Origin of the sequence: Streptomyces katrae (assembly GCF_000717655.1) — a bacterium.
Classification (GTDB): domain Bacteria; phylum Actinomycetota; class Actinomycetes; order Streptomycetales; family Streptomycetaceae; genus Streptomyces; species Streptomyces katrae_B.
Map to the genome: position 1 here is coordinate 40,799 of NZ_JNZY01000022.1, position 14,230 is coordinate 55,028.

General features: G+C 72.1%; 14 protein-coding genes and 1 pseudogene. 10 read left to right on the forward strand and 5 right to left on the reverse strand.

Translation table 11 applies throughout. The features are described 5' to 3' along the window. Positions 1-61 precede the first annotated feature (61 nt). Complete coding sequence (locus IF09_RS0124610; protein ID WP_051832832.1) at positions 62-586, forward strand: HIT family protein; 525 nt, start codon at positions 62-64, stop codon at positions 584-586. A gap of 97 nt (positions 587-683) precedes the next feature. Here the strand turns inward: IF09_RS0124610 and IF09_RS0124615 are convergent, their stop codons facing one another. The 4 genes from IF09_RS0124615 to IF09_RS0124630 form a co-directional block, all read right to left on the reverse strand. Beyond that, positions 684-1,220 carry a LysE family translocator gene (locus tag IF09_RS0124615; protein WP_078613434.1) on the reverse strand — a complete coding sequence of 179 codons (537 nt, stop codon included), beginning with the start codon at positions 1,218-1,220 and terminating at the stop codon, positions 684-686. Between the two features lie 70 nt (positions 1,221-1,290). Next, positions 1,291-1,704 carry a nuclear transport factor 2 family protein gene (locus tag IF09_RS0124620; RefSeq protein ID WP_051832834.1) on the reverse strand — a complete coding sequence of 138 codons (414 nt, stop codon included), beginning with the start codon at positions 1,702-1,704 and terminating at the stop codon, positions 1,291-1,293. Positions 1,705-1,812: 108 nt separating this feature from the next. Then, positions 1,813-2,289 carry a MarR family winged helix-turn-helix transcriptional regulator gene (locus IF09_RS0124625; protein ID WP_030299209.1) on the reverse strand — a complete coding sequence of 159 codons (477 nt, stop codon included), beginning with the start codon at positions 2,287-2,289 and terminating at the stop codon, positions 1,813-1,815. After that, positions 2,282-2,911 carry a DJ-1/PfpI family protein gene (locus tag IF09_RS0124630; RefSeq protein WP_030299210.1) on the reverse strand — a complete coding sequence of 210 codons (630 nt, stop codon included), beginning with the start codon at positions 2,909-2,911 and terminating at the stop codon, positions 2,282-2,284. Before IF09_RS0124630 ends, IF09_RS0124625 begins: the two co-directional genes overlap by 8 nt. A gap of 178 nt (positions 2,912-3,089) precedes the next feature. Between IF09_RS0124630 and IF09_RS0124635 the strand changes: the two genes are divergently transcribed. The 4 genes from IF09_RS0124635 to IF09_RS0124650 all read left to right on the forward strand — a co-directional run bounded on the left by IF09_RS0124635 (position 3,090) and on the right by IF09_RS0124650 (position 8,585). Further along, positions 3,090-4,472, forward strand: coding sequence for an aspartate aminotransferase family protein (locus tag IF09_RS0124635; RefSeq protein WP_030299212.1), 1,383 nt, complete (start codon positions 3,090-3,092; stop codon positions 4,470-4,472). A 130-nt stretch (positions 4,473-4,602) separates the two neighbouring features. Then, positions 4,603-5,283, forward strand: a complete 681-nt coding sequence (locus tag IF09_RS0124640; RefSeq protein ID WP_030299214.1) for a GntR family transcriptional regulator — start codon at positions 4,603-4,605, stop codon at positions 5,281-5,283. Next, a complete protein-coding gene (locus IF09_RS0124645; protein ID WP_051832836.1) occupies positions 5,280-7,781 on the forward strand; it encodes a glycosyltransferase in 2,502 nt (833 codons plus the stop codon). Before IF09_RS0124640 ends, IF09_RS0124645 begins: the two co-directional genes overlap by 4 nt. A gap of 153 nt (positions 7,782-7,934) precedes the next feature. Further along, positions 7,935-8,585 (forward strand): hypothetical protein, encoded by a 651-nt coding sequence (locus IF09_RS0124650; protein WP_030299216.1) that lies wholly within the window; start codon positions 7,935-7,937, stop codon positions 8,583-8,585. A 391-nt stretch (positions 8,586-8,976) separates the two neighbouring features. Here IF09_RS0124650 and IF09_RS40540 read toward each other — a convergent pair. Continuing rightward, positions 8,977-9,761, reverse strand: a pseudogene (locus tag IF09_RS40540) (SLATT domain-containing protein). Positions 9,762-10,029: 268 nt separating this feature from the next. Between IF09_RS40540 and IF09_RS0124660 the strand changes: the two are divergent. From IF09_RS0124660 to IF09_RS0124680, 5 genes are all read left to right on the forward strand, one after another. Further along, positions 10,030-10,374: a YbaB/EbfC family nucleoid-associated protein gene (locus tag IF09_RS0124660; RefSeq protein WP_078613422.1), complete on the forward strand. Its 345-nt coding sequence runs from the start codon at positions 10,030-10,032 to the stop codon at positions 10,372-10,374. Between the two features lie 33 nt (positions 10,375-10,407). Continuing rightward, positions 10,408-11,007: a recombination mediator RecR gene (recR, locus tag IF09_RS0124665; RefSeq protein WP_030152816.1), complete on the forward strand. Its 600-nt coding sequence runs from the start codon at positions 10,408-10,410 to the stop codon at positions 11,005-11,007. Continuing rightward, positions 11,000-11,656 (forward strand): DUF5063 domain-containing protein, encoded by a 657-nt coding sequence (locus IF09_RS0124670; RefSeq protein ID WP_030299219.1) that lies wholly within the window; start codon positions 11,000-11,002, stop codon positions 11,654-11,656. The genes recR and IF09_RS0124670 overlap by 8 nt, the downstream gene beginning before the upstream one ends. A 128-nt stretch (positions 11,657-11,784) precedes the next feature. After that, positions 11,785-13,059, forward strand: a complete 1,275-nt coding sequence (locus tag IF09_RS0124675) for an aspartate kinase (protein WP_030299221.1) — start codon at positions 11,785-11,787, stop codon at positions 13,057-13,059. Then, positions 13,056-14,132: an aspartate-semialdehyde dehydrogenase gene (locus IF09_RS0124680; RefSeq protein ID WP_030299223.1), complete on the forward strand. Its 1,077-nt coding sequence runs from the start codon at positions 13,056-13,058 to the stop codon at positions 14,130-14,132. Before IF09_RS0124675 ends, IF09_RS0124680 begins: the two co-directional genes overlap by 4 nt. Positions 14,133-14,230 lie beyond the last annotated feature (98 nt).

Below are 14,230 nucleotides of genomic sequence, written 5' to 3' on the forward strand. Positions count from 1 at the left end.
GGGCGCAGCGTGTGGTCATCCTCCGGGCGGTATCCCACAGGCGGTCGACTAGGGTCCCGGGATGACCGACGGCAACCACGGCAACAACGGGAACCACCACGCCAGTCGTCCCGTCGACTGGCGCAACGACCGCATAGGCAGCGCGCATCGGGGCGAGAACCCGACGGTCCTGCGCCGCCTCGACCAGGGATTCGCCGTGATCGGCGACCGGCAGTTCCTCCCCGGGTACGCGGTCCTGCTGACCGACGATCCGTCGGTGACCCGGCTATCGGACCTCCCCCGGGCGCGCAGGACGGCGTACCTCGCCGACATGGACCGCCTCGCCGAGGCCGTCGAACGGGCCTGCCGCCGCCTCGACCCCGCCTTCCGCCGGGTGAACATCGAGATCCTGGGCAACACCGACCCGTACCTCCACGCCCACATCTGGCCGCGCTACGAGTGGGAGCCCGCCGGCATGGTCCGCATGCCGGTGTGGCGGTACGAGCAGGAGGAGTACTGGAGGGGGAGCCGGTACGGGCTGGCGGACCGGCACGACGGGCTGCGCGTCGCCATCGGGGAGGAGCTGGACCGGCTGGGCGAGGGCTGACGCCCCCGAGCCCCGAGCCCCGAGCCCCAAGTACCCGAACCCCAAGCCCCCGAGGCCCAAGCCCCGCACCGCCCTGACGCCCCGAGTGCCACGGCTGCTACGGCCTCGTCGCCACGCGGATGCCGAAGCCGATCAGGACCACGCCCGTCGCCCGGTCCAGGGCGCGGTGGACGCGCGGCCGGGCGAAGAAGCGCCGGGCGCGCGAGAGGACGTACACGTACGTGCCGAGCCAGGCCACCGTCAGGAGGAGGTGGATCAGGACGAGCAGTGCCATGCCGGTGGCCGGCCGGAGGCCGGACTGGGCGAGGGCGGGCAGCAGGCCGGTGTAGAAGACGGCGATCTTGGGGTTGAGGGCGTTGCTGACCAGGCCCGTCCGCCAGGCGCTGCCCGCGGAGCCGCGTACGGGGGCCGGCTCCGCGCCGGGCCGGCGCAGGGACTGGACGCCGAGGAAGCAGAGGTATGCGGCACCCGCGAGCTTCACCGCCAGGTACACCTCGGCCGAGGCGGCGAGCAGCGCGGCGAGTCCGGCGACGGTGAGGGCGCCCCACAGGAGGAGCCCGGCGGTGATCCCGGCGACGGTGCGCAGCCCGTCGGCGCGGCCGCGGGAGACCGCGCGCTTCGTCACGACGGCCATGTCGGGGCCGGGGACGAGGGTGAGCAGTGCCAGGACGCCGGTCGCGGTCAGGAGTTGCCGAGCACGCGGCTCAGTCCGCCACCGGGTGCTCCGCCGGATGCTCCGCGAGCGGTTCGACGAGGCCCGCACGCCAGCGGGGGGCCGGGTCCTGGCCGGGACTGGTCCAGTACTCGCGGGCGCCGACGATCTCTCCGTGCCGGACGGTCCACAGGGACACGGCGCGGTAGACGACGTGCTCCTGGGGGATCTCGACCTCGGTGACGACGAGGTCCCCGTCCGCGAGGATGCGCAGGAGTTTGACGGATCTCTCGTCCGTGTAAGCCTCGTCGCTGTTCACGGCGATGAAGTTGTCCCGGCCGACGATGCGTTCGCCGCTGACGGGCCATTCGATGACTGCGTCTTCGGCGATGAGACGGGATACGGCGGGCCAGTCGCGGGCGTCGATCCGCTCCCACAGCTGAGTTATCACGGTCAGCGGCTCCATGGGGGGCAGTGTGCGATGGGGCCGTCGGGGGCAACAAGCTTTGCCTGCAGGGTTATTGACCTCGACACAATCCGAGCTGCGGCGGCCGCGAGCCGCGTGCCGCCCCCGTTACGCGTCGGCCAGCAGCGTGTCCAGGGCCCTCGTGAGACGGTCCAGGACCTCGACCGTCTCCGCGAAGGCGGCCTCGCCCAGTTCATCGGCCAGGCGGGCGGCCAGGGCGGCGTGGGCCGGGGTGATGCGGGCGACCGCGGCGCGGCCCTCCTCCGTCGGCCGGAGCAGCTTCGCGCGGCGGTGCGCCGGGTTCGGGACGTACTCCGCGAGGCCCTTGGCCGCCAGCAGGTCCGCGATGCGCTGGACGCTCTGCCGGGTGACGCCCATGACCCGGGCGATGCCCGCCACCGGCAGGGGCTCCTGGAGCACCGCGCCGAGCACCTGCCACCAGGCCGCGGTCAGCCCGGCCGGCCGGGCCAGTTCCTCCGAGAGCGCGAGGAACCGGCCGTTCAGCCCGAACACTCCGAGCGCGGTCCGGCTCAGCAGGTCCTGCCGGGCCCGTACCGACGGAGCGGAAGGCAGGGGATCAGGCATCGCCGCGCTCCGCAGCCGCCATCAGCACCGGGAACGCGCTCGCGTCCGAGTCGTGGAACAGGCGGTACCAGGCGTCCAGGACATCCGGCTCGTAGACGTCCAGCCGGGCGAAGACCTCACGGGCGAAGGCCACCGGTTCCGTCGGGCCCGCCGTGATCAGGTCGCCGTCGGTCACCGCGTCGGCCTCGGCGTAATGCCCGGCGCCCGCGTAGCCCGGCTGATGCGCCAGGTAGACGGCGGCCGCGCTGGTGTGGGCGCGGGCGTCGAGCAGGCCCTCCCGGGCGAGACCTGCCGTGGCCCCGCAGATGGCCGCGACCGGGACCCCGGCGGCCAGGAACTCGCGCGCCTTCGCCGCGAAGGGGGCCAGATCGTCGCCGGAGTCCCAGAGCGAGGCGCCGGTCAGGACGAGGAGCGAGGAGTCCGCGGGGGAGAGGTCCGCGAGGGCCAGGTCGGGCTGGATGCGGACGCCGCCCATGGTGGTGACCGGCGTCCCGGCGGCGAAGCCGACCGTACGGATCTGGTGGCCGCGCTGGGCCAGATGTGCGGTGGTGTGCCCGGTCTCCCAGTCCGCGTACGTGTCGTAGACCGCCAGATGGACCGGCTTGGTGGTGGGAGTGGTCATCTCGTCGCCTCCTCCGTCTGCACTTCCTCGGGTATGACAGCAGGCTGTCATAAGGGCAGTGTGCTGTCAATCACTGCCTTCCGTGCAGACAGGTGCAGACAGACTGCCGAGACCCGCCCCCCACCCGCATACAGTCCGCCGATATCCCTTCCCACCTGCGCACTTTTAGCGTGGCCGCATGACCCCTCACGTCACCTCCGACGCCGTCGGCACCTCCCGCGCCAACGGCGCGGCCGTCAAGGCCGCCGACCGCGCCCACGTCTTCCACTCCTGGTCCGCCCAGGCCCTGATCGACCCGCTCGCCGTCGCCGGGGCCGAGGGGTCGTACTTCTGGGACTACGACGGCAACCGCTTCCTCGACTTCTCCTCCCAGCTGGTGAACACCAACATCGGCCACCAGCACCCCAAGGTCGTCGCCGCGATCCAGGAGCAGGCCGCCCGGCTCTGCACCCTCGCGCCCGGCTTCGCCGTCGACGTCCGCTCCGAGGCCGCACGCCTCATCGCCGAGCGGACCCCGGGCGACCTGGACAAGGTCTTCTTCACCAACGGCGGCGCCGAGGCCGTAGAGAACGCCGTACGGATGGCCCGGCTGCACACCGGCCGCCAGAAGGTGCTCTCCACGTACCGCTCTTACCACGGGGCCACCGCCGCCGCGATCAACCTGACCGGCGACCCCCGCCGCTGGCCCTCCGACACGGCCGCCGCCGGGGTCGTGCACTTCTGGGGCCCGTTCCTCTACCGCTCGCCGTTCCACGCCGCCACCGAGGCGGAGGAGTGCGAGCGGGCCCTCGCGCACCTCGCCGACACCATCGCCTTCGAGGGGCCGGCGACCATCGCCGCGATCATCCTGGAGAGCGTGCCCGGCACCGCAGGGATCATGACCCCGCCCGCCGGCTACCTCGCGGGCGTGCGCGAGCTCTGCGACCGCCACGGCATCGTCTTCGTCCTCGACGAGGTCATGGCGGGCTTCGGCCGGACCGGCAAGTGGTTCGCCGCCCAGCACTGGGACGTCATCCCCGACCTGATCACCTTCGCCAAGGGCGTGAACAGCGGGTACGTGCCGCTCGGCGGCGTCGCCATTTCCGGCGCCATCGCCGACACGTTCGCCACGCGCCCGTACCCGGGCGGCCTGACGTACTCCGGCCACCCCCTGGCCTGCGCGGCCGCCGTGGCGACGATCAATGCCATGGAGGAGGAGGGCGTCGTCGAGCACGCCGCGCACCTCGGCGAGAACGTGATCGGCCCGGCACTCGCCGAGATCGCCGAGCGGCACCCGTCGGTCGGCGAGGTCCGCGGCCTGGGCGCCTTCTGGGCCCTGGAGCTCGTACGGGACAAGGAGACGCGCGAGCCGCTCGTCCCGTACAACGCGGCGGGCGCCGCCAACGCGCCGATGGCCGAATTCGCGGCGGCCTGCAAGGCCTCCGGCCTGTGGCCCTTCGTGAACATGAACCGGACGCACGTCGTTCCGCCGTGCACCATCACGGAGGCCGAGGCCAAGGAGGGCCTGGCCCTGCTGGACGAGGCACTGACGGTCGCGGACCGGCACACCACGTCCGCGTGAGCGGAGACAGCTGACCGGCAGCTGACCGGCAACGGTCCGCCAACGGTCCGCGAACGGTCCGCGTTCGATCGGTTTCAGCCGCGCTGCCTGGCCTAAGGTGTCCGAAGTTCACTTAAGGAGACGGACCCCTATGCCAGGCAGCGGAGCTGTCACCCGCAACACACTTCGCCAGCAGATCGCGGACGCGCTGCGTGACGAGGTGCTCGCGGGACGCCTGCCACCGGGCACCGAGTTCACCGTCAAGCAGATCGCCGAGCAGTACGAGGTCTCCGCGACCCCCGTACGCGAGGCACTGGTCGACCTCTCGGCCCAGGGGCTGCTGGAATCGGTCCAGCACCGGGGTTTCCGCGTGCGCGTCTACACCGTGGACGACTACCGGGGGATGATCGAGGCCCGTACGCTCATCGTGGACGGGATCTTCCGGCGGCTCGTCGAGCGCGGCACCGCGCCCGGCTCCGGCGAAATGCTGGTGTCGGTGCGCCGTCGTGCCGAGGAGGCGTGCCGGGCCGCGCAGAACGGCTCGCTCGAAGTGCTGATCGGCTACGACCTGCGCTTCTGGAGGGAGCTGAGCGGGCTGGTCGGCAACACGTACATCTCGGAGTTCCTGCACCGGATCCGGGTGCAGTGCTGGGTCTTCGCCGTACCGCACCTGAAGGCGGCCCCGGATCTCCACACCGGACTGTGGTCCGGGCACAACGAACTGGTCGACGCGGTGACCCGCGCCGACGCGGACGAGGTACGCAGCCTCGTGTACGCGTACAACCAGCACGGGCTGGACTGGGCCGCGGGCCTGAAGACGGCCGGCGCATGAGCGGCCCGGCAGCGACCGGCGAGACCCCCGGCACCGGATCGGCCCCCGCCTGGCTGGGCGCCGTCGGGCTCTCCGTCGTCATCCCCGCCCACGACGACGGGCACCGGATCGGCGCGACCCTCCACGCCGTCCGCGAGCACCTCGATGCCCGCCTCGGCACCGGACCCGGCGACTGGGAGCTCGTCGTCGTCGACGACGGCTCCGCCGACGCCACTGCCTCCGTCGTCGGGGCCGCGGCCGCCGAGGAGCCCCGGATCCGGCTGGTCCGCTCCGAGGACCACCGCGGCAGGGGGGCGGCGCTGCGTGCCGGAGTACTGGCTTCCGCGGGGGAGCGGGTGCTGCTGACCGACGCCGGGCTCACGACGCCCCTGACCGAGCTGGGCCGGCTGGAGCAGGCGCTGGGCCAGGACAGCCAGGAGAACCAGGAGAACGGGGACAGTCAGGAGAACCGGGACAGCCAGGAGAACCAGAGCGACGGCGGCCCCCCGGCCGCCGCCCTCGGCCGGACGGGAAACCGCCTGATCCGCGCCCTGGGCGTGCCCGGGGTACCGGGATTCCGCGACGACACCTGCGGCTTCGCCCTGTTCGACGGGGACCGGGCGCGCGCCGCCTTCGGCGCCTCCGTCCTCGACGGCCCGGCCATCGACGCCGAGGTGCTGCGCTGGATGCGCCGCCAGGGCTGGCAGGTCGCCGAGGTGCCGGTACGCCGTACGACGCGCAATGCCGCCCCCCGCCGGACCCCCGGCGACCGGCGCCGCGCGCTCGTGGAGCTGTTCCGGCTGAACGCCGGCGGCCTCGCCGTCGCCGCCGTCTTCCTCGCCCTCTCCGTCTACGTCTTCCACGGCCTGTGGGCGGACCTGGGCGGGCGTTACCTCAAGGACGCGCTCCAGGACCAGAACCAGTGGGAGTGGTTCGTCGGCGTCGCCACCGACAACATCACCCACCTGCGCAATCCGCTCTTCACCACCGCCCAGGGCATGCCCGACGGCGTGAACCTGATGGCCAACGCGACCATGCTCGGCCTGACCGTCCCGCTGATCCCGGTCACGCTCCTGTTCGGGGAGACCGTCACCTTCGCGCTGGTCCTCACGCTCGGCATGGCCGCCAGCGCCTGGACCTGGTACTGGCTGATCCGCCGCCGCTTCGTGCACAGCCGCTGGGCCGCCGCCGCGGGTGGTGCGCTCGCCGCGTTCGCGCCACCGATGGTCTCGCACGCCAACGGCCACCCGAACTTCGTCGTCCTCTTCATGATCCCGCTGATCATCGACCGGGCCCTGCGCCTGTGCGAGGGGCAGAACCAAGGCCGCAACGTGGTCCGGGACGGTGTCCTGCTCGGCCTGTTCGCGACGTACCAGATCTTCCTGGGCGAGGAGCCGCTGCTCATCGCCGCGCTCGGCATGCTGGTCTTCTCGCTTGCGTACCTGCTGGTCGACCGCCGGCGCGCCCTCGAGGCCGCACGGCCGCTGGGCCTCGGCCTGGTCATCGCCGCGGGCGTCTGCGTGCCGCTGCTGATCTTCCCGCTGTACTGGCAGTTCTTCGGCCCGCAGAGCTACCACTCGGTCCTGCACGGGGACAACGCCGGGAACAGCCCGCGCGCCCTGGTCGAGTACGCCGCCCGCTCGCTCTTCGGTGACGCCGAGACGGCGGGCCGGCTCTCGCTGAACACCACCGAGCAGAACGCCTTCTACGGGTGGCCGCTGCTGGCCTTCGGCGGGGCCGTGTGCGTGTGGATGTGGCGGAGCAAGGTCGTCCGCGCGCTCGCGATCACGGGTGGCGTGGCGCTGGCGCTGTCCCTCGGGCCCTGGGTGCCCGTGCCGCGGACGGACGTGGTGCTGCCGGGGCCGTGGCGGCTGATGGTCGAGCTGCCGCTGTTCGAGTCGGTGATCGAGGGGCGCGTGGCGATGGTGTGCGCCCCGGTGCTGGGCGTCCTGCTCGCGCTCGCGCTGGACCGGATCGTACGGGTCCGGACGCGCGAGCTGCGCACGCTCGGCCTGCTCGGGGTGGCGGCCGCGCTGATCCCGGTGCTGCCGCTGCCGCTGGCCGTACGGGAGCGGGCGCCGGTGCCGGCGTTCATCGCCTCGGGCGCGTGGAAGGGCTACGTCAAAGAAGGCGAGGCACTCGTTCCGGTTCCGCTGCCCGACCCGGGACAAGCGGACGCGCTGCACTGGCAGGTCGAGGCCGACTTCGGCTTCCGGCTGGCCGGCGGTTACTTCAACGGCCCGTGGGGGCCCGACCGGATCGGCATCTACGGGGCCACCCCGCGGCACCTCTCGAACCTCCTGCGGGACGTCCGGTACGGGGCGCAGCCGCCGGAGATCACCCCGCAGTGGCGGGAGCAGGCCCGGCAGGACCTGGAGTTCTGGAAGGCGGGCGCGGTCGTCCTGCCGTTCCAGGACCGGGGGGTCGAGCTGCGGGACATGATCAGCGAGCTGATCGGGCGGCAGCCGGAGAAGGTGCAGGACGTGTGGGTCTGGAGGGTGGGTCCGGGGCAGGTGTAGCGGGCGCCCGGGGCGCGGGTTCCGCCTGGTCGCGGCCGCTGTTCCGCCGCAGGTTCGCCAAGGGCTGCGCCCCAGGTTCTGCGCAGCCCTTCGCGGAGGGTGTTCGGCACACTACGCTGGCCGGATCGGCGACAACGACTGATCGGAGCCCGCGTGGCCTGTGACCTGTGGCTGGTCCCCCTTGTCGACGTGCTGTGCCACAGCCCCGACAACCCCTTCGCGGAAGAGATCGCCTCGTACGACAAGGCGCTGGGCGAGGCGGGGCTGCCGTCCGTGCCCGTGTTCGCGTACATGCCGGGTCTGAGCGGGGACGTGGCCCCCGTCGCCGGCTTCGACTACGACGCCCTGCACTTCCTGCGGCGGGCGTACCTGTTGCAGATCTGCGGGCTGCCGGTGACGCCGGTGGACGAGCTGGGCGGGGACTACGAGCAGCTGCTGGAGATGTTCGAGCCGACGGCGCAGCAGTCGCATCTGGTGTGGCACTACGACCACGCGGGGGCGTACGTGCCGGTGGACTTTGCGGTTCCGCTGGCGAACGAGGAGCTGTTGGCCGGGGGCGGGCCGCTGGGGTCGGCGCAGGGGTTGCTGCGAGAGCTGATGGTGGTGGCGCCGGCGATCGGGATCGACCCGGGGAATCCGCCGGTGGCGCCGGCGGCACCGGGGCGGGCCACGTCGTTGGAGGAGCCGGCGGGGCCGATTCCTTATGACGAGAGTCCGTTTGCACGGGAGCGGCACGTCTGGCTGGGGCTGCATGCGGCTGCGACGCGGAGCCTGGGGCAGGGCTCGATGATCATCTTCAGCTGAGCGCCGCAGTGGCCGGGGCGGGGGTGCCGGGTTCCGCTGCGCGGAGCCTTCTCCCCGCCCCGCCCTTTCTCCGTCTCCCGGGGCAGGGCCCCGGACCCCGCGTCCGGGTGCGGCACCGTGGCGGGGGCGCTGCCCCCGCACCCCCGCGCCTCAAACGCCGGCGGGGCTGGATTTCGCGTGCGGCGCCGCTGTGCGCTGCGGCCCCCGCACCTCCGCGTCTCACACGCCGACGGGGCTGGGTTTCGCGTGCGGGGCCGCTGTGCGCTGTGGCCGCCGACCCCCGCGCCTCACACGCCGGCGGGGCTGGATTTCGCGTGCGGGGCCGCTGTGCGCTGCGGCCGCCGGACCCCCGCGCTTCGAACGCCAGTGGGGCGGAGCCCGGCCCGGAGCGTCAGCGGGGCTGTTCCGGGGGGCGTTGGCGGGGCATGTTGGGGCGGGTGCCCGGGGGGGGGGGGGAGCGGCTCGGGGGGGGGGCGGGATCGGCCCGGGGGGGCGGGGGGCCGAGCGGCTGCATGACCAGCGCGGGGCGCCGAGCGACTGCATGACCAGCGGCGCCGGGCCCGAGGAGAACTCCACCATCCACTCCGCGGTCTCGGACCGCACCAGCTCCGTCACGTCCTCCGAGAAGCGGCGCAGCACGGTGAGGCACCGCTCCGCCGCCTCGCTCGCCGTGCCTTCCGTGGGGCCCAGGACCTCCCGTACGTTCTCCGAGGCCCAGTCGAACTGGAGCGTCTGGAGGCGGCGCTGCACCGCCTGCGCCGTGGCGACGTCCCGCATCCAGCCCGACGTCAGGCCGAAGAACCGGTCGCAGGCCAGGCACGCCGCGGCCAGCAGCAGCGAGAGGTAGCCGTACGGCATCGCGCCCTGAGCGGCCCCCGTGAGCTCCAGCAGCGGCATCGAGGCACCGGCGATCGCCCCCGCCGCCGCGCCGACCCGCAGGACCCGTGCGCCCCGGCGCTTCCACGCCCGGTCGGACAGATACCACTCCGCGGTGCGCAGCGCATCGGCCTCGACCCGCCGGTAGAGCTCGTCCAGCCGCTCGGCCGGCTCGCCCCAGTCCCCGAGGGGGAACGGTCCGCCGGTCAGATCGCCCGCCGCCATCGGTCCGCTGCCCTCCTCCCGGGGTTCCCGGGGATCCCGGGGTGGCCCCTCGGGCTGCATCTCCGGCTGGCTCACCCGGCACTCCCTCTGCCTGCGCTGACGTGTGGTGGTGCGCGTGTGCGCAATGATGCGCATGCTCTTCCTACCTTCGAATGGCGGCCGATGGGCGACGAATCCCCGGTTTTCCGCCCGCAAGGAGGTCTCCAGCAGGTACGCGCACGCCCCGTCCCTCACTCGAAAGAGTTGGTCCTCACGGCGTAGGGCGCGCCGCGCGGGGAGCACGTAGGCTCGGATTGACCAAGCTGCCCCAGGCTTGGACCGAGCGTGACGGAGTGAGTGACCTGTGATTCCCGGTGGTGGCCAGCCCAACATGCAGCAGCTGCTCCAGCAGGCCCAGAAGATGCAGCAGGACCTCGCCGCAGCGCAGGAAGAGCTTGCGCAGGCCGAGGTCGAGGGCCAGGCCGGCGGCGGCCTGGTGAAGGCGACCGTCACCGGTTCCGGTGAGCTGCGTGCGCTGGTCATCGACCCGAAGGCGGTGGACCCGGAAGACACCGAAACCCTTGCCGACCTGGTCGTCGCGGCGGTCCAGGCGGCCAACGAGAACGCCCAGGCGCTGCAGCAGGAGAAGCTGGGCCCGCTGGCCCAGGGCCTGGGCGGCGGCAGCGGCATCCCCGGCCTCCCGTTCTAGTCCCCCCCCACCCCTACCGAAAGAAGGCAGTCCGTGTACGAAGGCGTGGTCCAGGACCTGATCGACGAACTGGGCAGGCTGCCCGGCGTCGGGCCCAAGAGCGCGCAGCGGATCGCCTTCCACATCCTGCAGGCCGAGCCCACCGACGTCCGCCGCCTCGCGCACGCGCTGCTCGAGGTGAAGGACAAGGTCCGGTTCTGCGCCGTGTGCGGGAACGTGGCGCAGGAGGAGCGGTGCAACATCTGCCGCGATCCGCGCCGCGACACCACGGTCATCTGCGTGGTCGAGGAGCCGAAGGATGTCGTCGCGATCGAGCGGACCCGCGAGTTCCGGGGCAGGTACCACGTCCTCGGCGGCGCGATCAGCCCGATCGAGGGCGTCGGACCGGACGACCTGCGCATCCGCGAGCTGCTGGCGCGCCTGGCGGACGGCGAGGTGACCGAGCTGATCCTCGCCACCGACCCGAACCTGGAGGGCGAGGCGACCGCCACGTACCTCGCCCGCATGATCAAGCCCATGGGCCTGAAGGTCACCCGCCTGGCCAGCGGGCTCCCCGTCGGGGGAGATCTGGAGTACGCGGACGAGGTCACGCTCGGGCGGGCCTTTGAAGGAAGGCGACTTCTCGATGTCTGACGCAACGCTGCACGCCTTGGGCCAGGACCCGGACGACTTCGCCGTCCAGATCGCGGACCAGATCGAGTCCTTCATCGTCGCGGTCACCGAGGTGGCCAAGGGCGAGGACCCGGACAGCGCGGTGCCCTTCCTCCTGCTGGAGGTGTCCCAGCTGCTGCTGGCGGGCGGCCGCCTGGGTGCGTACCAGGACGTCCTGCCCGACGAGCGCTACGAGCCCGACCTCGGCCCGGAGCCGGACGTGGAGGAGCTGCGGGAGCGGTTCGCGTACATGCTGGAGCCGGTCGACGTGTACTCCGAGGTCTTCGACCCCTACGAGCCGCGCAAGACCCCGGTCGCGCACCGGATCTCCGACGATCTGGCCGACGTCGTGGCGGACCTGCGGCACGGGCTGGGGCACTACCGCGCGGGCCGGACGACCGAGGCGCTGTGGTGGTGGCAGTTCTCGTACTTCACCAACTGGGGACCGACGACCTCGGCCACCCTGCGGGCCCTGCAGTCGCTGGTGGCGCACGTACGCCTGAACCAGCCGCTGGAAGCCCTGGACGGCCTGGACACCGACGAGGACCTGGCCGAGGACGACCTCGCCGAGCAGGCCGGACGGGTGATGGCCGAGGAAATCGGTGCCCGGCTGGGCGTGCACGGGAAGTAGGGAACCCGGCGGGCCGGCCGGGAACCCGGGCTTTGATCTGTTCGTCTCATGATGTGGTACGAAGCGGTCGGATCGCGGCCGCTCGTTACACTGCACCAGCAATGAGACGGACTGAGCGAGGAGCGCACGTGGGCCTTGTCGTGCAGAAGTACGGAGGCTCCTCCGTAGCCGATGCCGAAGGCATCAAGCGCGTCGCCAAGCGGATCGTGGATGCCAAGAAGAACGGCCACCAAGTGGTCGTCGTGGTTTCCGCGATGGGCGACACGACGGACGAGCTGATCGATCTCGCCGAGCAGGTATCCCCGATGCCTGCCGGGCGCGAATTCGACATGCTGCTGACCGCCGGAGAGCGCATCTCCATGGCCCTGCTGGCCATGGCGATCAAAAACCTGGGCCACGAGGCCCAGTCGTTCACCGGTAGCCAGGCAGGCGTCATCACCGACTCGGTCCACAACAAAGCGCGCATCATCGATGTCACGCCGGGCCGGATCCGCACTGCGCTGGACGAGGGCAACATCGCCATCGTCGCCGGCTTCCAGGGCGTGTCGGCGGACAGCAAGGACATCACCACCCTCGGCCGGGGCGGCTCGGACACGACCGCCGTCGCGCTCGCCGCGGCGCTGGACGCCGAGGTCTGCGAGATCTACACCGACGTCGACGGCGTCTTCACCGCGGACCCCCGCGTCGTGAAGAAGGCCCGGAAGATCGACTGGATCTCCTCCGAGGACATGCTGGAGCTCGCCGCCTCCGGTTCCAAGGTGCTTCTGCACCGCTGTGTCGAGTACGCACGCCGATACAACATCCCGATCCACGTCCGCTCGTCCTTCTCGGGACTGCCGGGCACCTGGGTCAGCAACGAGAATCCGCAAGGGGACGAGCAGGTGGAGCACGCCATCATCTCCGGAGTCGCTCACGACGTCTCCGAAGCCAAGATCACGGTCGTCGGCGTCCCGGACAAGCCGGGCGAGGCCGCGGCGATCTTCCGCGCCATCGCGGACGCCGAGATCAACATCGACATGATCGTGCAGAACGTGTCCGCCGCGTCCACGGGCCTGACGGACATCTCCTTCACCCTCCCCAAGGCCGAGGGCCACAAGGCCATCGAGGCCCTGGAGAAGGCGAAGGGCAAGATCGGCTTCGACTCCCTGCGCTACGACGACCAGATCGGCAAGATCTCCCTGGTCGGCGCGGGCATGAAGACGAACCCGGGCGTCACCGCCTCGTTCTTCCAGGCCCTGTCCGACGCGGGCGTGAACATCGAGCTGATCTCGACCTCCGAGATCCGCATCTCGGTCGTGACCCGCCAGGACGACGTCAACGAGGCCGTCCGCGCCGTGCACACGGCCTTCGGCCTCGACTCCGACAGCGACGAGGCCGTCGTCTACGGAGGCACCGGACGATGACCGCGACCCGGTCGACCCCGGCTCCGGCGCTCGCCGTGGTCGGGGCGACCGGAGCAGTCGGCTCCGTGGTGCTCCAGATCCTGTCCCAGCGGGCGGACGTCTGGGGCGACATACGCCTGATCGCCTCCACGCGCTCGGCCGGCCGCACGCTGGCCGTGCGCGGCGAGGAGAGCGAGGTGCTCGCCCTCACCGAGGACGCCTTCGACGGCTTCGGGCAGGGCGACGTGGTGCTGTTCCTGACGCCGGCCGAGGTCTCGGCACGCTGGGCCCCCGTCGTCGTGACGCGCGGGGCCGTCGCCGTCGACCAGTCCGCGGCCTTCCGGGAGGACCCCGAGGTGCCGCTCGTGGTGCCCGAGGTCAATGCGCAGGCCGTACGGACGCGGCCGCGCGGGATCGTCGCGAGCCCGGACTGCGTCACCGCCTCGATGATCGCGGCCCTGGGCGCGCTGCACGCCGAGTACGCGCTGGCCGACCTGACCGTGTCCTCGTACCAGGCCGCGAGCGCGGCCGGCCGGGCCGGCTCCGAGGCGCTGCGGCGCCAGCTGTCGCTCGTCGCCGGGACCTCCCTGGGGGAGCAGACCGGGGACGTGCGCCGTGCCGTGGGCGAGGACACAGGCCCCTTCGCGGCTCCGCTGGCCCTGAACGTGGTCCCGTGGTCCGGCGAGCTGCGGGACGGCGGCTGGTCCTCGCACGAGCTGGCCGTACGGGCGCAGACCCGCCGGGTCCTGCACCTGGACGCGCTGCCGGTGGCGGTGACCTGCGTACAGGTGCCGGTGCTGACCGGGCACTCGCTGAGCGTACGGGCGCGGTTCGAGGCCGAGGTGAACGCCTCGCACGCCCGGGAGATCCTGGAGGCCGCGCCCGGCGTGGTCGTCGTGGACGACCCGGCGGCGGGGGAGTTCCCGACTCCGGTGGACGCGGCGGGGACGGATCCGGCGTGGGTGGGGCGGCTGCGGGCCTCGCTCGACGATCCGCGCTCCCTGGAGTTCTTCGTGTGCGCCGACAATCTCCGCAACGGGGCCGCCCTGAATGCCACTCGGATCGCGGAACTGATCGCTGGTGAATCCGCGTAATTCACTTTGTAGGATCAGTGCTGATCCCTTGATCAAGGTGATGGCCTGACTGCCGCCTGGAGACGGGCAGGGCAATCAGGAAGAGCGGGTACGCATGA

What these genes read in the sequence shown, in the direction of transcription:
- IF09_RS0124610 (WP_051832832.1), top strand. Translation starts at nt 62, where the DNA reads ATGACCGACGGCAACCACGGCAACAACGGGAACCACCACGCCAGTCGT.
- IF09_RS0124615 (WP_078613434.1), bottom strand. Translation starts at nt 1,220, where the DNA reads ATGGCCGTCGTGACGAAGCGCGCGGTCTCCCGCGGCCGCGCCGACGGG.
- IF09_RS0124620 (WP_051832834.1), bottom strand. Translation starts at nt 1,704, where the DNA reads ATGGAGCCGCTGACCGTGATAACTCAGCTGTGGGAGCGGATCGACGCC.
- IF09_RS0124625 (WP_030299209.1), bottom strand. Translation starts at nt 2,289, where the DNA reads ATGCCTGATCCCCTGCCTTCCGCTCCGTCGGTACGGGCCCGGCAGGAC.
- IF09_RS0124630 (WP_030299210.1), bottom strand. Translation starts at nt 2,911, where the DNA reads ATGACCACTCCCACCACCAAGCCGGTCCATCTGGCGGTCTACGACACG.
- IF09_RS0124635 (WP_030299212.1), top strand. Translation starts at nt 3,090, where the DNA reads ATGACCCCTCACGTCACCTCCGACGCCGTCGGCACCTCCCGCGCCAAC.
- IF09_RS0124640 (WP_030299214.1), top strand. Translation starts at nt 4,603, where the DNA reads ATGCCAGGCAGCGGAGCTGTCACCCGCAACACACTTCGCCAGCAGATC.
- IF09_RS0124645 (WP_051832836.1), top strand. Translation starts at nt 5,280, where the DNA reads ATGAGCGGCCCGGCAGCGACCGGCGAGACCCCCGGCACCGGATCGGCC.
- IF09_RS0124670 (WP_030299219.1), top strand. Translation starts at nt 11,000, where the DNA reads ATGTCTGACGCAACGCTGCACGCCTTGGGCCAGGACCCGGACGACTTC.
- IF09_RS0124680 (WP_030299223.1), top strand. Translation starts at nt 13,056, where the DNA reads ATGACCGCGACCCGGTCGACCCCGGCTCCGGCGCTCGCCGTGGTCGGG.